Annotated in this window: 23 protein-coding genes; 7 read left to right on the forward strand and 16 right to left on the reverse strand. The window is 69.2% G+C overall.

What is annotated here, in order from left to right:
* Positions 1-30: 30 nt before the first annotated feature.
* Positions 31-672 (reverse strand): heme-binding beta-barrel domain-containing protein, encoded by a 642-nt coding sequence (locus ABD289_RS04965; RefSeq protein ID WP_344126986.1) that lies wholly within the window; start codon positions 670-672, stop codon positions 31-33.
* Positions 673-1003: 331 nt separating this feature from the next.
* Here ABD289_RS04965 and ABD289_RS04970 point away from each other — a divergent pair, with 331 nt between their 5' ends.
* Positions 1004-1744: a class I SAM-dependent methyltransferase gene (locus ABD289_RS04970; protein WP_344126988.1), complete on the forward strand. Its 741-nt coding sequence runs from the start codon at positions 1004-1006 to the stop codon at positions 1742-1744.
* Between the two features lie 177 nt (positions 1745-1921).
* On the opposite strand, the gene ABD289_RS04975 is transcribed toward ABD289_RS04970, so the two are convergent.
* The 7 genes from ABD289_RS04975 to ABD289_RS05000 form a co-directional block, all read right to left on the reverse strand.
* Entirely contained in the window at positions 1922-2221 is a 300-nt protein-coding gene (locus ABD289_RS04975) for a DUF1416 domain-containing protein (protein ID WP_344126990.1), read from the reverse strand.
* Positions 2222-2249: 28 nt separating this feature from the next.
* Positions 2250-3089: a sulfurtransferase gene (locus tag ABD289_RS04980; protein ID WP_344126992.1), complete on the reverse strand. Its 840-nt coding sequence runs from the start codon at positions 3087-3089 to the stop codon at positions 2250-2252.
* A gap of 33 nt (positions 3090-3122) precedes the next feature.
* On the reverse strand, positions 3123-3563 hold the full coding sequence (locus tag ABD289_RS04985; protein WP_344126994.1) for a DUF4395 domain-containing protein: 441 nt from the start codon (positions 3561-3563) through the stop codon (positions 3123-3125).
* Between the two features lie 110 nt (positions 3564-3673).
* Complete coding sequence (locus ABD289_RS25315) at positions 3674-3778, reverse strand: putative leader peptide (RefSeq protein ID WP_425564564.1); 105 nt, start codon at positions 3776-3778, stop codon at positions 3674-3676.
* Between the two features lie 44 nt (positions 3779-3822).
* Positions 3823-4254, reverse strand: a complete 432-nt coding sequence (locus ABD289_RS04990) for a TlpA family protein disulfide reductase (protein ID WP_344126998.1) — start codon at positions 4252-4254, stop codon at positions 3823-3825.
* Positions 4251-5054 carry an LmeA family phospholipid-binding protein gene (locus ABD289_RS04995; protein ID WP_344127000.1) on the reverse strand — a complete coding sequence of 268 codons (804 nt, stop codon included), beginning with the start codon at positions 5052-5054 and terminating at the stop codon, positions 4251-4253. Before ABD289_RS04995 ends, ABD289_RS04990 begins: the two co-directional genes overlap by 4 nt.
* The gene (locus ABD289_RS05000) at positions 5051-5839 is read right to left on the reverse strand and encodes an alpha/beta hydrolase (protein WP_344127002.1); all 789 of its coding nucleotides are present in this window, start codon (positions 5837-5839) and stop codon (positions 5051-5053) included. The genes ABD289_RS04995 and ABD289_RS05000 overlap by 4 nt, the downstream gene beginning before the upstream one ends.
* Positions 5840-6019: 180 nt before the next feature.
* Between ABD289_RS05000 and ABD289_RS05005 the strand changes: the two genes are divergently transcribed.
* The 6 genes from ABD289_RS05005 (at position 6020) to pstB (ending at position 12027) form a co-directional block, all read left to right on the forward strand.
* Positions 6020-6784 (forward strand): winged helix-turn-helix transcriptional regulator, encoded by a 765-nt coding sequence (locus tag ABD289_RS05005; protein ID WP_344127004.1) that lies wholly within the window; start codon positions 6020-6022, stop codon positions 6782-6784.
* Between the two features lie 125 nt (positions 6785-6909).
* Entirely contained in the window at positions 6910-7857 is a 948-nt protein-coding gene (mshD, locus tag ABD289_RS05010) for a mycothiol synthase (protein ID WP_344127171.1), read from the forward strand.
* A gap of 221 nt (positions 7858-8078) precedes the next feature.
* On the forward strand, positions 8079-9194 hold the full coding sequence (gene pstS / locus ABD289_RS05015; protein WP_344127006.1) for a phosphate ABC transporter substrate-binding protein PstS: 1116 nt from the start codon (positions 8079-8081) through the stop codon (positions 9192-9194).
* Between the two features lie 207 nt (positions 9195-9401).
* Entirely contained in the window at positions 9402-10328 is a 927-nt protein-coding gene (gene pstC / locus ABD289_RS05020; RefSeq protein WP_344127009.1) for a phosphate ABC transporter permease subunit PstC, read from the forward strand.
* Positions 10325-11239, forward strand: a complete 915-nt coding sequence (gene pstA / locus ABD289_RS05025) for a phosphate ABC transporter permease PstA (RefSeq protein WP_344127011.1) — start codon at positions 10325-10327, stop codon at positions 11237-11239. The genes pstC and pstA overlap by 4 nt, the downstream gene beginning before the upstream one ends.
* Before the next feature lie 11 nt (positions 11240-11250).
* Positions 11251-12027 (forward strand): phosphate ABC transporter ATP-binding protein PstB, encoded by a 777-nt coding sequence (gene pstB, locus ABD289_RS05030; protein WP_344127013.1) that lies wholly within the window; start codon positions 11251-11253, stop codon positions 12025-12027.
* Positions 12028-12099: 72 nt separating this feature from the next.
* Here pstB and ABD289_RS05035 read toward each other — a convergent pair whose 3' ends face one another.
* The 8 genes from ABD289_RS05035 to ABD289_RS05070 all read right to left on the reverse strand — a co-directional run bounded on the left by ABD289_RS05035 (position 12100) and on the right by ABD289_RS05070 (position 19471).
* Positions 12100-12954 (reverse strand): helix-turn-helix domain-containing protein, encoded by an 855-nt coding sequence (locus tag ABD289_RS05035; protein ID WP_344127015.1) that lies wholly within the window; start codon positions 12952-12954, stop codon positions 12100-12102.
* Between the two features lie 177 nt (positions 12955-13131).
* Complete coding sequence (gene phoU / locus ABD289_RS05040; protein WP_344127017.1) at positions 13132-13779, reverse strand: phosphate signaling complex protein PhoU; 648 nt, start codon at positions 13777-13779, stop codon at positions 13132-13134.
* A 101-nt stretch (positions 13780-13880) separates the two neighbouring features.
* Entirely contained in the window at positions 13881-15218 is a 1338-nt protein-coding gene (locus ABD289_RS05045) for a hypothetical protein (RefSeq protein WP_344127020.1), read from the reverse strand.
* Positions 15219-15474: 256 nt separating this feature from the next.
* Entirely contained in the window at positions 15475-16317 is an 843-nt protein-coding gene (locus ABD289_RS05050) for a GGDEF domain-containing protein (RefSeq protein ID WP_344127022.1), read from the reverse strand.
* A gap of 367 nt (positions 16318-16684) precedes the next feature.
* Positions 16685-17062, reverse strand: coding sequence for a hypothetical protein (locus ABD289_RS05055; RefSeq protein WP_344127024.1), 378 nt, complete (start codon positions 17060-17062; stop codon positions 16685-16687).
* A 42-nt stretch (positions 17063-17104) separates the two neighbouring features.
* Complete coding sequence (gene dusB, locus ABD289_RS05060) at positions 17105-18259, reverse strand: tRNA dihydrouridine synthase DusB (RefSeq protein WP_344127026.1); 1155 nt, start codon at positions 18257-18259, stop codon at positions 17105-17107.
* Between the two features lie 134 nt (positions 18260-18393).
* Positions 18394-19029 (reverse strand): superoxide dismutase family protein, encoded by a 636-nt coding sequence (locus tag ABD289_RS05065; RefSeq protein ID WP_344127028.1) that lies wholly within the window; start codon positions 19027-19029, stop codon positions 18394-18396.
* A gap of 142 nt (positions 19030-19171) precedes the next feature.
* On the reverse strand, positions 19172-19471 hold the full coding sequence (locus ABD289_RS05070; protein WP_344127030.1) for a YrhK family protein: 300 nt from the start codon (positions 19469-19471) through the stop codon (positions 19172-19174).
* Positions 19472-19611: the final 140 nt, after the last annotated feature.

Consider the following 19611-nt stretch of genomic DNA (forward strand, 5'->3'; position numbering starts at 1 on the left):
CCGCGGGCCGGTCCGTCGTCGGCGGGCCCGTCAGCCGACGACGCGGTCCAGCTTGCAGGACAACCGGGGCTGCAGCTCGTGCTCGGAAGTCGCCCGCTCCTCGACGTAGGCCAGCGAGCCCTCGACGATGCCGTAGAGGCGGCTGGCCGCGGTGACCTCGTCGCTGGTCGGCGTGCGCATGATCGCGTCGGTGCCGAAGTGCCAGGTCGTCTGCCCCTGCGGCTTGCCGAAGAACATCTCGGTGTTGCCGGTCTGGTGCATGATCAGCAACTCGATGCTGTCGTCGGGCTGCGGGCGCCAGAAGCCGTACTCGCGGAACGCCGGGCCGACGACGTTGCCGCCCTCGCCGTCGAGGCGCCAGGCGCGGCTCTCGTAGGTCAGGAACGGGCGACCGTCGTGCGCGATCGTGATCTGCTGCAGGAAGCGGTAGCTCTCGTCCATCGACGGGTGGTTGGCCTCGCCCTCACCGCGCCACACGCCGACCAGCGGCAGCAGCGCCAGGCAGGCGTCGTTCAGCGACGGGCCCATCCGCAGGTTGGCGGTGTCGCCCTCGCCAGGCAGATCGTCGAACTCCGGCATGTTGCGGTGCGCGGTGCTCTTGGCTCGTTCCGCGGCGGCGGCCACTGCGGCATCGCCGCTGCCGGGCTGCGGTTGATTCGGCGTCTCGGTCATCGCCAGTAAGGCTACAACCTGCAAAAAGACGCGTTGAAACCAGTCTGGCGCACCGGGCGCCGCCCGGATCGCGCTGCGGCACGGGCCGGATCAGTCGTTGTACAGGCGGTACACCACGTAGCACGCGAACCAGAGGGTCGCGATAGCGGCGACGCCGACGAGAGTGACCAGGCCGTAGTGCAAGAAGTCCAGGAAATCCACGGGCAAAGGATAACCGCGACCCGTGCTCGTGCGACTGTGGCGTGCGGCATGATCTGGTCCGGAAGGCGGCATCGGGCCGCTGATCACCGGCGGAGGAACCCCGCCGGGCAGGAGTGTTGACGGGAATCACATGAACTTCGAGACGTTGCGGGAACGGGCGCTGGCCTACCGGGAGGAGCTGCTCGCGCGCAAGGACGGCATCGCTCCCCCCGACTTCGGCTGGTACCCGTACGACACGATGGCCAACATCTTCCACCTGGACGCCCTGCTCAGCGGCGACCGGCGGGAGATCTTCGGCGAGATCGCGGGAACCCGGATCGCGGACATCGGTGCCGCCGACGGCGACTTCGGCTTCTTCCTGGCCGATGAGCTCGGCTGCGAGGTCGACCTGATCGACAACCCGCCGACCAACTTCAACGGCCTGCGCGGTGCGCGCCGGCTGGCCGAGGAGCTGGGGCTTCCGGTCGAGGTGCACGAGTTCGACCTCGACTCGCAGTTCGCGCTGCCCGCGGAGCGCTACGGCGCGGTGCTGTTCCTCGGCCTGCTCTACCACCTGAAGAACCCGTTCCTGGCCCTCGAGCGCCTCGCCGGGCGAGCCGAGCTGTGCTTCGTGTCCACCCGGATCGCCCAGCAGGCCCCGGACGGCACGCCGATCGCCGATCAGCCGGTCGCGTACCTGCTGGACCCGACCGAGGCCAACGACGACGCCACCAACTTCTGGATCTTCAGCGAAACCGGCCTGCGCCGCCTCTTCGACCGCACCGGCTGGGAAGTCCTCGACTTCACCACGGTCGGCTGCCAGGAGGCCTCCAACCCCAGGGACCAGGACAAGGACCAAAGAGCCTTCGCCCTCCTCCGCACCAAGCACTGACCACCCCGAATTCCCTGGAATTCGGGGTCGCGTTTTCGAGGGTTCTGGTGGGTTTCAGCTGAAGTGGGGTCGTTCGGCCGTGGGGTGTCGGGGTCGAGCGGAGAGGAAGCCGGGGTGGACGCAGAAGTGGGGGCGGGCACCACCTGGTGCCGGCCCCCACTTCTCGCGTTGAGGTGGTCAGGCGACCGCGATGTCCACCGCGTGCACGCCGGTACTGCCCGCGCTGACAGCGGACTCGCCCTTGCCGCTGCGGTGCAGGGCGCGGACCGTCCAGTCGCCGGGAGCGGCGTAGAAGCGGTAGTCGCCCTCCTCGGAGCTCACGACCTCCGCGGTGAACTCACCGGAGGAGTCGAGCAGCCGGACGAAAGCCCCGCCGACCGGCTCTCCCCCTGCCCGGACCTTGCCTGCCACGACGACCTGGTCGGTGGCTTCGTCGACAGCGGTGGCCGACTGCTGCGGTGCTCCGCATCCATCCATCACGAAACTCCTCCTCGGGTTGCCTGGCTCAGGCCTCGGACGGGTTCTCGACCGGCACGCCCACCAGCGAGCCGTACTCGGTCCAGGAACCGTCGTAGTTCTTCACGTTGGTGTGACCCAGCAGCTCGCGGAGGACGAACCAGGTGTGCGAGGAGCGCTCACCGATTCGGCAGTAGGCGATGGTGTCCTTGGAGGTGTCCAGGCCGGCCTCGCCGTAGATCTCCTTGAGCTGCTCGTCGGACTTGAAGGTGCCGTCCTCGTTCGCGGCCTTGCTCCAGGGCACGTTGATCGCGCTCGGGATGTGGCCACCGCGCTGCGCGGCCTCCTGCGGCAGGTGCGCCGGGGCCAGCAGCTTGCCCGAGAACTCGTCGGGCGAACGCACGTCGACCAGGTTCTTGTTGCCGATGGCGTCGACGACCTCGTCGCGGAAGGCGCGGATGGAGGTGTCCGGCTCCTGGGCCTTGTAGTTCGTGGCCGAGCGGTTCGGCTCCTCCTTGGTCAGCTCGCGGCCGTCGAGCTCCCACTTCTTGCGACCGCCGTCGAGCAGCTTGACGTCGCCGTGGCCGTAGAGCTTGAAGTACCAGTAGGCGTAGGCGGCGAACCAGTTGTTGTTGCCGCCGTAGAGCACCACCGTGTCGTCGTTGCTGATGCCCTTGGCGGACAGCAGCTTCTCGAAGCCCTCGCGGCTGACGAAGTCACGACGGACGTGGTCCTGCAGGTCGTTCTTCCAGTCCAGCTTGATGGCCCCGGGGATGTGGCCGCCGTCGTAGGCGGTGGTGTCCTCGTCCACCTCGGCGAACACGACTCCGTCGGTGTTCAGGTTCTCTTCGGCCCACTCGGCGGAGACCAGGACCTCTTCGCGGCTCATCGAGCGACTCCTTCGTTGATCTTCAAGGATGGTTCAGCTGGGGTCTGTAGCGGCGGGGGCGAACCGCCGGATCAGCAAGTACATCTGGCAACCGAGGCAGTAGCCGAACACCGCGTTGAGCAGCGCCGCCACCAAGGCGAAGGCGTTGGCGACGATGCCGAGCGTCATCCAGCCCGCCGCGTAGCCGACGGTGGCCACCAGGGCGAACGCGAAACCGACGCCCTGCGAGAAGCGGACGGGCGCGGCGTCCTCGCGGTCCGCCTCGCTCATCGGTCCCAGCCTCGGCTGCACGGCCTTGCGGAAGAGGGTGCCCCACGGGTTGAGCTGCAGGCCGATGAACGCGCACAGGGCGAACAGCACCGTCTGCGCAGCCATCACCCGCCAGCTGCCGGTGACCAGGCCGATGGCCAGGATCACGCTGGTCATCGCGGCGGTGAAACGCACGCCTCTGTTGTCGAGCGTCGTGACAGACATTGCGGGGCCTTCCTGACGTCTGACTGGACTTCGGCTGCCGAGTCCGTCAGGCGGATGAGCGCGCAGCGTGTCGCGACGTGGACGTGCAAGTGGTGCGCGCTACCGCCCGGTCAGTGCCAGCAACACAGGCTGCTGCCCACGCGGCAGAGATCCACCGCGCGCCTACGGGTCAGCAGTACGTGCACGTCCCGGAGGTTACCGCGAAGACCGATCACCGGGAAGCGAGTTCACTAGGTGAGATGTCCGGCGCGTCGCGGAGTCAGCTCAGGTAGGGCTGGAGGGCTTCGGTGAGCGCCTGCGGTTTCGGGACCCCGCCGACGCGGAAGAGCTCGGTGCCCGCGGAGTCCAGCACCAGGGTGGTCGGCGTGGTGTGCACGCGCAGCGGCGTGGACCAGTCCGGGTGGTCGGTGAGATCGACCTCGACGTGCTGGACGCCTTCCGTGCGCTGGGCGTAGTCGGCCAGCACGATCCGGGTGTGCCTGCACGGCGCGCAGAACGTGGTGGACAGCTGCAGCAGCGTCACCCGCGCGTCGCCGTCCGCGGGCAGGCGTTGCCTCAGCCCCTCGGGGAACTGCGCCACCGTGACCTCCGTTCCGCTCGTGCGCACGGCGCCTTGCCGGGCGCGCCACAGCAGCCCGATCGCCAGCGCGATCGGCACCGCGATGAGCAACGCCCAGACGCCCGGACTCATCCCGTCTTCACTCCGCTGCCGGTCACCTCGACGTTGTCGGCGGTGCCCTCGACCACCAGCGCGCCGCGCTCGGCGCGCACTCCGGTCGGCTGGACCTCGAAGGGCAGCATGCCCGGGTCCAGCGTGGTCTTGAACTGCTCGAGCACCGAGCGCTCGAACAGCGGCGGCAGATCGATCTCGCCGAAGGTGCTGTTGTTCAGCTCCAGCTTGCGCGGCTCGATCTTCATCTTCTCGCCTGCCAGCGACAGCACCGAGATGACCTGCACCTTGTTGTCCGAGCCCGCGATGTTGACGGTGCCGGACAACCGCACCAGTGCCTTGGTGGGGTCGTCGCCCTCGGCGAGCTTCGCGTCGGCGGGCTTGACCTTGCCGTCGTCGTCGGCGAGCGCGTCCTTGGTGGCGGGCTCGATCGTCAGGTCCTGGATGCCGATCAGCCGCGCGACGTCCGAGGCGCGCAGCTTCACCCGGGCGACCAGGTGGTCGACCGTGACCTGGTCGGCGGTGCCCTGGATGAGCTGGGCGGTGGAGACCTTCGTGCCGTGCAGGTCGGCCTCGACGCCGAGCTGGTTGAACGGGCCGACCGGAACCGCGTCGGCCTTCATCCGCACGTCCCGGTAGTCGCCCGCGGCGACCTGGGTGAGGAACGGGAACCCGTTGATCTGGACTTCCGGGTTGTCCCGAAGCTTGAGCCGCTCCGCGACGCGCTTGGACACCTGGTACTCGGCGACCGCCGCCGAACCGAAGTCCGCGGCGACCAGCAGGGCGATGACCACGACCAGGGTGATCGCGAGCTTCTTCACGCGTGGGTCCGTTCTGTCGGGTCGGATCCTTGCGGCGTCGTGGGCGATCCACGATCGGGTGGTTCCACTGTATCCATCGCCCACTCCGCGATCCGGTCCACCAACTCCGGAGTGGTCGAACTCTCCGCGTGCCGCATTCCCTCGATCGGCCAGAACTCGCCGCCACCGGACTCGCTCAGCGCCCGGGCGTCGGCCAGCGGGAAGTAGTGGTCGTCGGTGCCGTGCACGATCAGCTGCGGCACCCGCACGCGGGCGGCCAGCTCGATCGGCGAGACCGGGACCGCCGGCCAGGGCCCGGCGAGGCGGACTCCCAGCAGCCGGGCGGTGAGCCTGCCGTGCGGCTGTTCCAGCAGCCAGTGCACCCGGCGCATCGCGGGGGTGTCGCGCACGAACCAGCGGGCCGGGCCGCTCACCGACACGACCGCGTCCGGCGGGGTCCCGAGCGCGGCCTGGCGCAGCACCACGCTCCCGCCCAGTGAGAACCCGAGTGTGACGATGCGCTCGTGTCCGAGCCCGCGCAGGTGCGCCACGGCGGCGTCGACGTCCATCGCCTCGTTCGGGCCGACGGTGCTGCGACCCGCGGATCCGCCGTGCCCGCGAAGATCGACTGCCAGCACCGGCGCCCGCCGGGAGAGTCGCGAGAGGACGCGTCGCACGCTGGGCTTTCCGATGTGGTTCGTGAAACCGTGGGCGAGCACGAAAGCGGGCGCGGACGTCCCGGGACCGGGGTGCAGCGCGCCGGAGATCCGCGTGCCGTCCTCGGCGGACAAGGTGACGTGACACACGCCCGTAACAAAGGGACCGTCGCTGTTCACAATTGTGATGCCCTCCGTCGGACCTGGGTTTTTCCGCGCAGTGTCGGTTATTCTCCTAGCCATCCAAAGGCAACGGCGCCGAGTTCTTCGCACGACGTGCGCTCCCTGATTTCGCTGCCGTCGCTGCCGCCTTGGAGATGGAGGGCCCAGATGAGCTCCGAGCTACTGCTACTGACCGGTGAGTCCGGATGCGAGGCGGCGCTGCCGGGGCTGGCGCTGCTGCCGCACCGCGTGCGCGTCCTGCCCGCAGACCCGGGGGCGATCCTGTCCGGTGGCACCCACGACGCCATCATCGTCGACGCCCGCGCCGACCTGGCGGGCGCCCGCAACTTGTGCCGACTGCTGGCCGCCGGGGACGTCCCGGTGATCGCGCTGGTGAACGAGGGCGGTCTGGTGACCGTCAACCCCGAGTGGGGCGTGAACGACATCCTGCTGCCGACCACCGGTCCCGCCGAGATCGACGCCCGGCTGCGCATGCTGCTGGGCCGCCAGAACAGCGCCGCGGGCAGCGGTGACGGATCGCTGACCGTCGGCGACCTGTCCATCGAGGAAGCCACCTACACCGCGCGGCTGAAGGGCCGGGCGCTCGAGCTGACCTACAAGGAGTTCGAGCTGCTGAAGTTCCTCGCCGGGCACGCGGGCCGGGTCTTCACCCGGGCTCAGCTGCTGCAGGAGGTCTGGGGCTACGACTTCTTCGGCGGTACTCGCACGGTGGACGTGCACGTCCGGCGGCTGCGCTCGAAGCTCGGCCCGGAGCACGACTCCATGATCGGCACGGTGCGCAACGTCGGTTACAAGTTCGTCCGGCCGTCGAGCCGCACCAAGCCCTCTACCACCTCCCCGATCGCCGCGGAGGAGGCCGACGAGCTGCAGCTCGCCGAGGCCGTCGAGCAGACCGAGACGGTCGGCCGGTAGCACCAGGCCCGCAGGCGGCCCCGATCGTTCGGTCGATCGGGACCGCTTTCGCGCGTGTGGGCTCCCTCTCGCCCGCCGCGCGGCGGTCCGCGCGGCTTCGCGTGGGTACCGTCTACGGCGTGCAGCTGACTTGGCGGAATGGACTGGACGGTAGCGAAGCCTCCGAAGTGATGCGGTTGCTCGACACGACCGAGGCGGCGGACGGCGTCGCACCGGTCGGGGAGCACGTGATCCTGCGGCTCAAGGCGCATCGGGATCTGAGCGAGCAGATCGAGCCGGTGCAGGCCGATGTCCGCTCGGAGCACTTCGTGGTGCGCGACGCGGGCGGGACGCTGATCGCCTACGCGCACCTGGACACCGAGCACGAGGACGCGGCGGGTCAGCTCGTCGCCGAGCTGGCCGTGCACCCGGAGCACCGGCGCCAGGGCGCGGGCACCCGCCTGGTCGAGGCGCTGCTGGAACGCGCCCAGCTCAGCGCGGAGCCGGCCGAGGACTCCGGGCGCCTGCGGATCTGGTCGCACGGCGAACACCCCGGGGCGCTGCGCCTGGCCGAGCGCTACGGCATGCACCGGCCGCGCGAGCTGTGGCGGATGGGACGCGAGCTGGCCGAGCCGGAACTGCCCGAGGCCGATCCGCCGGAGGGCGTGTCGATCCGCACCTTCTCGCCGGGCGAAGACGAGGCCGCGGTGGTGGCGGTCAACCACAAGGCGTTCTCCTGGCACCCGGAGCAGGGCGGCATGACCGAGGAGGAACTGCGGACCAAGGAGGGCGAGGACTGGTTCGATCCGGCGGGCTTCTTCCTGGCGGTCGACGAGCGGGCGCAGCTGCTCGGCTTCCACTGGACGAAGGTTCACCCGGACGGCACCGGCGAGGTCTACGTCGTCGGGGTTGACCCGGACGCTCAGGGCGGCGGCCTCGGTCGATCACTCACAGTGGCGGGCTTGCGGCACCTGCGAGACACTGGACGTAGTCGAGTGATGCTCTACGTGGAAGCCGACAACGTCCCCGCTGTACGGGTTTACCAGCGATTGGGCTTCGGCAAGTGGGACACGGACGTGCAATTCGGACGCTGAGCGTCCGTCGCTCTGAGTTAGCGGAGAAATTGATCTTCAAGTCATCGGTCGCCCGATGGAATGTGTTCCTGCTTACTTAGCGTGCCATGTTCACCTCTCGTTCACTTCGATGCGGGGGCATGTCCACTCGTACTGCTTAATGTCTCTTTCGGCGGCAAGCACGAGCCTGCGCGGCTCACGGCCGCGCACCCGCAATGTGTTTCTTTAGCTGGAGGAACGACGTGAAGATCAAGCGGCACAGAGCTGCGTACGCCATCCTCGCCGCGGGCGCGCTCGTGCTCGCCGGCTGCGGAACGGACCAGAACACTCCGCAGGGCGGCGGCAACCCGGCGTTGGACAACCTCCAGGTCGAGTGCGGGACCAAGGACCTCTCCGCAGAAGGCTCCTCGGCGCAGAAGAACGCGATGGACCTCTTCGCCCGGGACTACGGCCAGAAGTGCGAAGGCCAGACGGTCAACTACACCAAGTCCGGCTCCGGCAAGGGCGTCGCGGGCTTCACCGCGGGTCAGATCGACTTCGGCGGTTCCGACTCCCCGCTGAGCGTGGAGGACGGCGAGGTCGCCAAGGCCGCCGAGCGCTGCGGCGGCAACCCGGCCTGGAACATCCCGATGGTCTTCGGCCCGGTCGCGATGGCCTACAACCTGCCCGGTGTGGACAACCTGGTCCTGAACCCCGACCTGATCCGCAAGATCTACATGGGCGAGATCAAGACCTGGGACGACCCGGCGATCAAGGCGCTGAACCCGGACGCCAACCTGCCGTCCATCCCGGTCGTGCCGTACTACCGCTCCGACGAGTCGGGCACCACGTCCAACTTCCAGAAGTACCTGAGCACCGCCACCAACGGCGCGTTCTCCGGCGAGGGCAAGATCTTCCAGGGCGGCCCCGGCATCGGTCAGGGCCGGGACGGCTCCGACCAGGTGGCGCAGTCGGTCGAGGCAACTGAGGGCGGCATCACCTACGTCGAGTGGTCCTTCGCCCGTAACCTGGGCCTTGGCGTGGCCAAGCTGGACAGCGGCAGCGGCCCGGTCGAGCTGAACACCAAGACCGTCGGCAAGGCCATCGACGAGGCCCAGATCTCCGGTGAGGGCCACGACCTGCGCGTGAACCTGGAGTCGATCTACGGCAACCAGGACGCGGGCGTCTACCCGCTCGTGCTGAACACCTACGAGCTGGTCTGCTCCAAGGGCTACGACCCGGAGACGGCCAAGTCCGTCAAGGCGTTCCTGAAGGTGGCGGCGAACGCGGACCCGGCTCAGCTCGAGGAGGCCGGCTACGTCGCCCTCCCGGAGAACTTCAAGAAGCGGGTTCTCGACGCCGTCAACGCCATCTCCTGAGAGTGACCTGGTTCGCGCTCTACCTGGGCGAACACTGGGTCGAACGGATTTAGTGAGAGGCTGCAACCAGCAGTGACCGACTCTACGAGAGCCGATCAGCGCCCCGCGGACACCGACAACGGTGCGCTGCGGGGCGCTTCGGCGCCTAGTCCCGGACCGGAGGCCCCCATTTCCGCTCCAGAGATCTCCGCGGGCAAGAGGTTCCGCGTGGGAGACAAGGTGTTCTCCTCGCTGGCGACCGCCTCCGGCGCTTTCGTGGTGGCGCTCATCGCCGCGATCGGCATCTTCCTGCTGATCCGCGCGGTGCCCGCGCTGCGGGTCGACGAGGTGAACTTCCTCTTCTCCCGGGAGTGGAACACCCGGGAGGCCGAAAACCTGCGTTTCGGCATCCTCGACCTCGCCTGGATCACCGTGGCCAGCTCGCTGTTCGCACTGGTGATCGCGATGCCGTTGTCCGGCGGCATCGCCCTGTTCCTCACGCGGTACGCGCCGACCGTGCTGGCCCGGCCGTTCGCCTACCTCGTCGACCTGCTCGCCGCGGTGCCGTCGGTGGTCTACGGCCTGTGGGGCTTCATGGTGCTGGGCCCGTTCCTGTCGCCGCTGGCGGCGTGGCTCAACCAGAACCTCGGCTGGATCCCGATCTTCAGCGACGGCAACATCAACCAGCTCGGTTCCGGCAAGGACGTGTTCACCGCGGGCATCGTGCTCGCCGTGATGATCATCCCGACGATCACCGGGGTCACCCGCGAGGTCTTCTCCCGCACCCCCAGCGCCCAGATCGAGGGTGCGCTGGCGCTGGGCGCGACCCGCTGGGAGGTCATCCGGACCACCGTGTGGCCGTTCGGGCGCAACGGCTTCATCGGCGGTTCGATGCTGGGTCTCGGCCGCGCGCTGGGCGAGACGATGGCGCTGACCATCATCCTCAGCTACACCAGCGCACCGCCCGGGTACAGCCTCTTCGACGGTGGTGCGACGTTCGCCTCGAAGATCGCGCTGGGTGCCGCCGAGTTCAACCACAACCTCAAGGTCGGCGCCTACATCTCGGCCGGCCTGGTGCTGTTCATCCTGACCTTCGCGGTCAACGCGCTCGCCCGCTGGATCGAGAGCTCCGCCAGCGCTAAGGGGAAGTCATGAGGACCGACGCTGCGGATCTGGAGCAGCTCGCCACACCGCCCGCGTTCCAGAGCGTCGGACTCGGGCGGAAGCTGAAGAACAACCTGGCCACGGTGCTGTTCACCGTGTCCTTCGTGCTCGCGGTGATCCCGCTGCTGTGGGTGCTGTGGACGCTGCTGTCCCGCGGGCTGCAGCCGCTGTTCAACGGGACCTGGTGGACGCACTCGTTCAACGGTCTGCTGCCCAACGACTTCGGCGGCGGCATCTACCACGCCCTGGCCGGTACGGTGATGCAAGGGATCGTGTGCCTGGTGATCACCGTCCCGCTCGGCGTGATGGTGGGCATCTACCTCGTCGAGTACGGGCAGAACTCGAAGCTGGCCAAGGTCGCCACGTTCATGGTGGACATCCTCAGCGGTCTGCCCTCGATCGTGGCGGGCTTGTTCATCTACGCGCTGTGGATCACCACGATGGGCTTCACCCGCAGCGGTTTCGCGGTGGTGCTGGCGCTGCTGCTGCTGATGCTGCCGGTGGTCGTCCGCGTGACCGAGACGATGCTGCTGATCGTGCCGGACGAGCTGCGGGAGGCCGCCTACGCGCTGGGTCTGCCGAAGTGGAAGACGATCGTGCGGATCGTGCTGCCGACGGCGCTGTCGGGCATCCTCACCGGCATCATGCTGGGTCTTGCCCGAGTGCTGGGTGAGACGGCACCGCTGCTGATCTTGGTCGGGTACTCGTCCTCGATCAACTTCGACCTGTTCAACGGCGAGATGGCCTCGTTGCCGCTGACCATCTACATGGAACGGAGCACCGGCACGGAGGCCGGCGACTTCCGGATGTGGGGCGCGGCGCTGACCCTCGTGCTCGTCATCATGCTGATCAACCTTGGCGCGACCGCCCTGTCCAGGGTCTTCGCGATCAAGACGAAGTAGGGACTCCAACAATGGCCAAGCGTCTCGACGTAAAAGACCTGAACCTGCACTACGGCAAGTTCCACGCCGTGCAGGACGTGACCCTGCAGGTGCCCGCGCGCAGCGTCACCGCGTTCATCGGTCCGTCCGGTTGTGGCAAGTCGACCGTGCTGCGGGCGCTGAACCGGATGCACGAGGTGATCCCGGGGGCCAGGGTCGACGGCAAGGTGATGCTCGACGGCGAGGACATCTACGCCAACGAGGTCGACCCCGTGCAGGTGCGCAAGACCATCGGCATGGTCTTCCAGCGCGCCAACCCGTTCCCGACGATGTCCATCCGGGACAACGTGGTGGCAGGCCTGAAGCTGGCCGGCGAGAAGAACAAGAACACCCTCGACGAGGTCGCCGAGCGCGCGCTGCGCTCCGCGAACCTGTGGGAAGAGGTCAAGGACCGGCTGAACAAGCCGGGCGGCGGCCTCTCCGGCGGTCAGCAGCAGCGGCTGTGCATCGCGCGGGCCATCGCGGTGCAGCCGGACGTGCTGCTGATGGACGAGCCCTGCTCGGCCCTGGACCCGATCTCCACGCTGGCGATCGAGGACCTGATCGCTCGGCTGAAGCAGGACTACACGATCGTCATCGTGACGCACAACATGCAGCAGGCCGCACGCGTCAGCGATCAGACCGCCTTCTTCAACCTGCGCGCGGTCGGCGAGCCGGGCCAGCTCGTCGAGATCGACGAGACCGGCAAGGTCTTCTCCAACCCGACGCAGAAGGCCACCGAGGACTACATCTCCGGCCGGTTCGGCTGACCTCCCGACCGGACGCGGACGTGCGAGAGGGCTGGGGCTTCCCGAGGGAGGCCCCAGCCCTCTCGTCGTGGGTCAGGACAGTTCGTCGGCGATCGACGAGATGTACGCGCTGGAGTCCTTCGGGCTCAGCGCGCTCGTGCAGACCTGCTCGAAGGCCTTGAGGTACTGGGCGGTATCGCCCGCCTTGTCCAGGAAGCGGGAGTTGGCCGAGTCGCCCAGGTAGACGACCTGCGGGTCGGCGTCGTCCGGGAACGAGAAGACCGATACCCGGTCGCCGGTCAGCGGGTGGCCGCCCGCGGAGAACGGCAGCACCTGGACGGTCACGTTGCGCCGGTAGCCGAGCAGCACCAGGTGCTCGAGCTGCGCGCGCATCACTCCTGCGCCGCCGATGGTGCGCCGCAGCGCGGCCTCGTCCAGCACCGCCCACAGCTCGAGCGGGTTGTCCCCGAGCAGCCGCTGCTGGCGGGTCGTGGTGACGGTCAGCCGCTCGTCGAGCTCGTCGTCGGTGTAGACCTGGACATCGGTGGTCAGCAGCGCGCGGGTGTAGTCCGCGGTCTGCAGCAGTTCGGGCAGCGGGTCGGTCCCGTAGCAGCTGACCGCCTTGGCCGAGGTCTCCAGGCCCAGGTAGGTCTGCAGGCCCGGCCGCTGGGCGGTGCTCGGGTACTGCTGCCACCAGCCGCGCTGCTTGGAGTCCTGCGCGAGGTCCACCAGGGCTTCGAGCTGCTCACCGGTGGCGCCGTAGAACTCGGCCATCAGCCGCACGTCGGAGGTGCGCACCGGTACCCGGCCGAGCTCGATCTGGCTGATCTTGCCCTGCGAGCAGTCCAGGTGAGCGGCGACCTCGCGGTGCGTGCGGCCTGCGATCTCGCGGAGCCGCCGCAGCTCGCTGCCCAATCGACGTCGATGCACGGTCGGACTCTTACGCACCGCGCACCTCGGTAGGGCGGGTTCGGTTGCTTCTCACCCGAAAGAGCATGACACAGAATGATCAGCACGAACGAGTGCCGATACCGGTTATTAATACTCCCGATCGTCCGACCGTGACCAACCCGGCGGCCCAGCGCGGTTCCCGGGCGGGAACCGCGCGGCGCCCGATGGGTCGGATCAGGTGGAGGGCATCTTGCCGGTCACGATGAACTCGACCCGGCGCGCCACGGCGACGGCGTGGTCGGCGAAGCGCTCGTAGAACCGGCCGAGCAGCGTCACGTCGACCGCCGCGGCGACTCCGTGGCTCCACTCCGGGCTCATCATCACGGTGAACAGGTGCCGGTGGAGATCGTCCATCTCGTCGTCGGCCTCCTCGAGGCCGCGCGCGGTCTCCACGTCCTGCGAGCGGATCACCGAGCCGACGCTCTTGGCCAGCCGGACCGCGATGTTGCCCATCTCGGCGAAGTACGCCTGCACGTCGGTCGGCAGCACCGCGCTCGGATGGCGGCGGCGCGCGGCCTTGGCCACGTGCAGCGCCAGGTCGCCCATCCGCTCGAGGTCCTCGGCCGCGTGAATCGTGGCGATCACGGTGCGGAGGTCACCGGCCACCGGAGCCTGCAGCGCGAGCAGCCCGAAGGCGTGCTCCTCGGCTCGTGCTCGTGCCTCGTCGACCTGGGAGTCCTCATCGATGACCTGTTCGGCCAAGCTCAGATCGGTGTCCAGCAGCGCCTTGGTGGCGCGCTCCATAGCCGTGCCGACCATGGTCGACATCGAGGCGAGTTCCTCGGCGAGCTTGCCGAGCTGTTCCTGGTAGGCCTCACGCATGACCCCAGCCTACTGCCAGCGGGAATCGGACAGAATGACCTGCGGTGAACCAGGGGTGAACGACACGTGATTCACCTCGCCGACTCCGGGGAAGGCGCAGGTCATCCCCACATCAGGCCGATGGACAGGAACACGCTCAGCGAAACGACCACCGCCACCGCGAGCACGACCAGGTTGGTGCGCCGCTTGCGCTGCTTCTGCTTCCACTCCATGCGCGACTTGCCGCTGCGGTCCTCGCTGTCGTGGAAGTCGAACGGCATGTCGGTGCCGAGCTCGGGCTCCTTGCGCTTGGCGAAGAGCTTGCCGCGGCGCTTCTGCTCCTCGGCCGCGATCTCGTCGTGCACAGCGGAGAAGCGGGCGAGGGTGGCGTCGATCTGGTCGACGTCGTTGTTGCGCTCCTCGCGCTCGAGCTCCTCGCCGCCGTACTCGTCGTCATCGTCGAAGGCGTCGAGTTCGGCGTAGCCGTCGATGGCGGGACCGACTGCCGCGGTCTCCTCGGCGGGCGTCTCGGGTGCGGGCTTGGCCTTGGCGGGATCCGGGCGGGCCGGGGCGGCGGCCTCCTCCGCGGGCTGCGGCCTGGCCTGCTGCGGCCGGGCGGTCACCGGCGGGTGCTTGGTGGTGGCCTCCATGTCCGCGCCCGCGGCCGCGGGCGGGCGCACCGGGGCCGGCGCGGGGGCCGCGGGAGCGGGAGCCGGTGCGGCGGTGGCCGCGGCCGGTGGGCGCGGGCCGCGACGCGGAGGCGTTTCGGTGCTCACCGCTTGGCTGATCTGGGTGGCTTCGGCGTCCGAACCGTTGGTGCGCGGTGGCTCGGGCCTGCGCGGCGGCTCGCCGTTGAACGCGGCGGGCGCTGCCGGGCGCGGGTTGCGACCGGAATGCGGCGACACCGGACGCGGCGGTGCGGCGGCTGGCGTCTGGCTGGCGGCTGGTGGCTGGGCGGGGCGTTGTCCGGGGCCGGGAGGAGTCCATCCCGGCGGTGGGGTGTGCCCGCTCGGCGGTGGCGGCGTGGGGCGCGGGTTGCGGCCCGAGGGCTGCGCCGGCTGGGGCCCGGAGCCGGGAGTGGTCCAGGGCTGCGGCTGCTCGCCGGAGGGCGGTCCCTGCGGAGCGGGCGCTCGGCGCCCGGAGTGCTCTGCCTGCGGCGGCTGCGCCTGCGGTGGCTGCGGCGGCTGCGGAGGCGCTGGCGGCTGCTGGGGATGCGGGGCCTGCGCCTGTTCCGCCTGCGCCTGTTCCGCTTGAGCGGCTTCGGCGGCGCGCCGATGCCCGGAGTTCTGGGCTGCTTGGCTGGGGGCCTTGCCGTTCTTGGCCAGCAGGTCTATTACTCGGGTGCCGCCGGTGCCGTCCTCGGAGAGCGCGCGACGGCGGCGGCCGGTGCCGCTGATGCCGGAGTCCTCGTCGGAGGTACGCCGGTGCCCGAATTCGCCATGCCGGGGGTCCTGCGGCACGCGTCTTCCCTCCCACCTGCGTAAGTCACAACTGCTTCGCGAGTAATGCCGGCGCGCTCGATACTCCCCGACGTGTATCGCACGGCGCCCTAGAAATAGTACGGCCGATCGCCCGAACTGACGATAGGACTGACAACTTCTTTACGGTCTGTGCACGATCCCAGCTTACGGCTGGTCTGTCCCGATCAACCGTGATAGGCCATCTGGCCCACAAAATGCAAGGCATCTTCTACCCTGCGTCTTTGAGCGGTAGCGATCAGTAGCCGGCCGCCTTGCGCTCGGGTGAGCGAGATCTCCCCGCGGCTGCTCCGGCCAACCGGACTTCGGCGCCGTTTCGGAAGGCGACCGCGTTCCGGCCTGCGCGCTTTGCCGCGTAGAGCAGCGCATCGGCACTGATCAGCTGTTGCTCGGCGGAGACCCGGCCGACGTCGGCGCCGTCCTCGTGCGCGAGCCCGATGCTGATCGTCACGCTCAGCCCCGGGACCATCTGCGACCACGGGAACTGCTCCACCCGCTGCCGCGCCGATTCGCACACCTGCACCGCGAAGTCGGGCAGGCCGCCCGGCAGCACGAGGACGAACTCCTCCCCACCGTATCGAGCGCAGAAGGAGCGCTCGGGCAGCGCCTCTTGCAGCAGGTCGACCACGCGTTGCAGCACCCGGTCGCCGAGCAGGTGCCCGTGCTCGTCGTTGATCCGCTTGAACCAGTCCAGATCCACCAGCGCCAGCGCGAGGCCCTCGCCGGTAGCGGTGCGCTCGGTGAGCAGCTCGTCGAGCCGCTGGTCGAGGTAGCGGCGGTTGTAGCAGGTGGTGAGCGTGTCCCGCAGGCTCTGCTCGCGGGCCTCGGCGTGCTCCCGCCGCAGCCGGTTCACCTCGTGGCGCAGCTGGTCGGGCACGCGGAGCGTTTCGCCCGCGGTCATCAGGTCGAGCGCCGAGCGCAGGTGGTGATACGCCTGCCGCCACTGGTTGCGGGACGCGAGCAGCCGCGCGATCGACTCGTGCAGCTCGGCCATACCGGCTCCGCCGGTCAGGTCGTCGCGTGTGCGCTGCGCCGGAGGCGTGGTGTCCCAACCGGTGAAGCTCTTGCGCAGTCCGGCCATCCCACCCACCTCCCGTCGTTGGTGTCCTCAGGTGTGACGGAACGCTTGAGCCCGTCCGAGCGCCGAGCGGTCGGCGGGCGCCGATCGACTGGATCGATGACGGGTTGTCCAGATGTGTACCGGGCCGAGGGGTGGATGCGAAAGCGAATCGGGTCGGCCCCACCCGCACGGAGGAGCAAATCAGTGTCGGGTTCACGGTACGAGAGCGCAAACCGCCCCGAGCCATCGGGTGAATGCCTTGCGCGCGCAACCAATTACGTTCCCCGGCGGGCGGTCGGCGGTCGCTCGGAGGGCGGATGCGAACCCGCGTCGACGGGGGCTGCTTTCACCCGCGCGGGGCTGGCTTCCCGCCTGCTGGAGCCGGTTCTCAGCGCTTGGGGCAGGGCGCGAACCCGTATGTCTTGCCATCCAGCAGGACGAGGTGCTGTGACCCGATCTGATGACCGTTGGTGCTGCCGTCCGTTCGGGTCGTGACCTCGACGCCGACCGCCCAGATCCGTCCCCTCGGCACGCTGCCGTCCGGGGACCAGCCCGGGTCCGGGCGCAGCGTGGACATCGCGGGATCCAGCCGCACCGTGGTGTCGTCGAGATCGCAGTCGATCGGGTAGTCCGGGTGCTGGGTCCGGTCGAAGAACTCCTGCTGCGCGCCGGGGCCCTGCCGGGCGGCGGCGTTGTTCTCGGCGAAGTAGCGCTGGACAGCCCGTCGTGCGTCGGATTCGTCCGGTTGTGTGGAACAGGCGGACACCGCGAGTAGTGCCGCGAGAGCTACCGGCCCGATCCGCACGCCTCAGCCGCCGTTGGAGTCGATCTCCGCGCTGAACGGCACGGCGAGGTCGTCCGGGTCGTTCAGCCAGCCTTCCGGGAGCACCACCTTGCCCGCCGAGCCCTGACGGCCGCGCGGGCCCTCGGCCTCGGTCGGGAACGGCACGTCGTGGTCGAGCTTGCCGAGCAGATCGTCGAGCTGCGCGAGGCTGGAGACCTTCCCGAAGTCCTGCCGCAGGTCGGACCCGACCGGGAAGCCCCGCAGGTACTGCGCCATGTGCTTGCGCAGATCCCGGATGCCCTTCTCCTCGCCCATGTGGTCGGTGAGCAGCTCGGCGTGGCGGCGCAGCACGCGCGCGACCCCGCCCAGGTTCGGGCCCTCGGGGATCGGTTCGCCGCGGAAGGCGGCCTGCAGATCGCGGAACAACCACGGCCTGCCGAGGCACCCGCGGCCGACGACGACGCCGTCGCAACCGGTTTCGCGCATCATCCGCAGCGCGTCGTCGGCGCTGAAGATGTCGCCGTTGCCCAGCACCGGGATCTCGGTGACGTGCTCCTTGAGCTGCGCGATGGCCGACCAGTCGGCCGTGCCCGAATAGCGCTGCGCCGCGGTCCGGCCGTGCAGCGCGACCGCGGCCGCGCCGTTCTCCTGGGCGAGACGGCCCGCGTCGAGGTAGGTGATGTGCTCGTCGTCGATGCCGATGCGGAACTTGACGGTGACCGGGATTCCGGCGGGCTCGGCGGCCCGCACGGCTTCGCGCACGATGTCGGCGAACAGCCGCCGCTTGTACGGCAGCGCCGAACCACCGCCCTTGCGGGTGACCTTGGGGACCGGGCAGCCGAAGTTCATGTCGACGTGATCGGCGAGGTCCTCCTCGGCGATCATCCGCACCGCCTGGCCCATGGTCTTCGGGTCCACGCCGTAGAGCTGCATCGACCGCGGGTTCTCGTCCGGGTCGAAGGTGATCATCTCCAGCGTCTTCGGATGCCGTTCGACCAGCGCCCGGCTGGTGATCATCTCGCAGACGTAGAGCCCCGCGCCGTACTCCCGGCACAGGCGGCGGAACGCGACGTTGGTGATTCCCGCCATCGGTGCGAGCACCACCGGCGGATCGGCCTCGTGAGGGCCGATCCGCAACGTCCTCGCACCCGTGCTGGCGGGCAGGTCCACAGCGGTCATCGCCTCCATTGTTCCTGATGCCCGCTCGTGCTCGGTCGTGACCTGCATCGCGAGCTCGCGGCACCGGTGCGGTCCCGCCGCTCGGCGGCGGCCTCGGATCCGCCGCCGAGCGCGACGACCTGCGGAGGTGGGCCTCAGAAGTCCGCCGTGATGCAGGCGAGGCGGTCGCCCGCGTCGCCCGCCTGGCCCGGCTCCGAGCTGGTGGGTTGCGCGTGGATGACCACCGACTGGGCGTCGTCGCGGGTGGCCAGGCTCCAGTTGCCCTCGGCGGTGGCGTGGCCGTTGCCTTCGCCGTCGGTGTGGAAGTCCAGCCACACCTCGTTCTGCGGGTTGGCGAAGGCCGGGTCGACCGACGGCTTCACGGGATCGGGTTTCTCCTGGTAGTGCGGCCCCGATTCCTTGCTGTCCTGCCCGCACTTGTTGACGTGCACGTGGGCGCCGTAGTCGCGGTCGGGCTGCAGGCCCTGGACGTCGATGGTGACCTTGGACTTCCCGTCGGTGCTCTGCGAGTTCACCTTGATCCGCGAGCCGATCGGCACCTGATCGGGGTCGTAGGTGATCGCCGTGACGGTCGGCTGGTACGTCTGGAACGTCCCGGAGGTCTCCTTGACCGGCGCAGGAGCCTCGCTGGTCTGCTGCTCGGTCTGCTGCTGGTCGGTGGGCGGTTGCTGGCCGCCCGCGCCGCCCGCGTCGCCTCCGCCGCAGGCGACCAGCAACGCGCTCGCGGCGCACAGGCCGAAGATCGAACCGGGCAGGCGTGTCCGCTGCATGGGTATCCGTCCTTAGCGTTCGCCGACAACTGCCGCGCCGATTCTGCCCGCGATGACCGCTTCGCGCGGTGACCTCACCTGACCGGTGGGTCGTGGTCACGTGTTCGTGTCGCGTCTCGACGGTTCGTGGTCGAGCGGGCGCTCAGAAGTCCCGGGCGGTTTCGGCGGGCGTACCCGCGGAGATCCGGCGCAGCTTGACCCTGCGGTGCAGGCGGATGATGGGCCGGATCATCAGCTGGACGCTGCCGAGCAGGAACAGCCAGGTGCCTGCCTCGACCGTGGAGTCCCAGAAGAACAGCACGCTGCCGACCACGAACCACAGGGCGATGAGCAGGTCGTTGACGATGCTCAGCACCTCGTAGCGCTGGCGGATGACGAGCTCTTCGCGCCCGATGTGCAGGTGCACGGGCTCGGGGCGGTCGCCGGGCGAAGCATCGGACATGGATCTACCGTGCCACGCCGGAGAGCCCGCGATCAGTTCGGCGCGTCCCGCGCCACCGGAGAGCCGAGGCCGGACATCGCGCTGGTGGATATGCATCGCGATGCCCGGATCTCGCTGGGCATGATCACCACGACGACGCG

The sequence above is a fragment of the Saccharopolyspora halophila genome (assembly GCF_039531955.1).
Lineage (GTDB): Bacteria > Actinomycetota > Actinomycetes > Mycobacteriales > Pseudonocardiaceae > Saccharopolyspora > Saccharopolyspora halophila.

Bases quoted from the DNA above. Each gene is read 5' to 3' on its own strand.
- ABD289_RS04965 (WP_344126986.1), bottom strand. From the start codon at position 672: ATGACCGAGACGCCGAATCAACCGCAGCCCGGCAGCGGCGATGCCGCA.
- ABD289_RS04970 (WP_344126988.1), top strand. From the start codon at position 1,004: ATGAACTTCGAGACGTTGCGGGAACGGGCGCTGGCCTACCGGGAGGAG.
- ABD289_RS04975 (WP_344126990.1), bottom strand. From the start codon at position 2,221: ATGGATGGATGCGGAGCACCGCAGCAGTCGGCCACCGCTGTCGACGAA.
- ABD289_RS04980 (WP_344126992.1), bottom strand. From the start codon at position 3,089: ATGAGCCGCGAAGAGGTCCTGGTCTCCGCCGAGTGGGCCGAAGAGAAC.
- ABD289_RS04985 (WP_344126994.1), bottom strand. From the start codon at position 3,563: ATGTCTGTCACGACGCTCGACAACAGAGGCGTGCGTTTCACCGCCGCG.
- ABD289_RS04990 (WP_344126998.1), bottom strand. From the start codon at position 4,254: ATGAGTCCGGGCGTCTGGGCGTTGCTCATCGCGGTGCCGATCGCGCTG.
- ABD289_RS05005 (WP_344127004.1), top strand. From the start codon at position 6,020: ATGAGCTCCGAGCTACTGCTACTGACCGGTGAGTCCGGATGCGAGGCG.
- pstA (WP_344127011.1), top strand. From the start codon at position 10,325: ATGAGGACCGACGCTGCGGATCTGGAGCAGCTCGCCACACCGCCCGCG.
- pstB (WP_344127013.1), top strand. From the start codon at position 11,251: ATGGCCAAGCGTCTCGACGTAAAAGACCTGAACCTGCACTACGGCAAG.
- phoU (WP_344127017.1), bottom strand. From the start codon at position 13,779: ATGCGTGAGGCCTACCAGGAACAGCTCGGCAAGCTCGCCGAGGAACTC.
- ABD289_RS05050 (WP_344127022.1), bottom strand. From the start codon at position 16,317: ATGGCCGGACTGCGCAAGAGCTTCACCGGTTGGGACACCACGCCTCCG.
- dusB (WP_344127026.1), bottom strand. From the start codon at position 18,259: ATGACCGCTGTGGACCTGCCCGCCAGCACGGGTGCGAGGACGTTGCGG.
- ABD289_RS05065 (WP_344127028.1), bottom strand. From the start codon at position 19,029: ATGCAGCGGACACGCCTGCCCGGTTCGATCTTCGGCCTGTGCGCCGCG.
- ABD289_RS05070 (WP_344127030.1), bottom strand. From the start codon at position 19,471: ATGTCCGATGCTTCGCCCGGCGACCGCCCCGAGCCCGTGCACCTGCAC.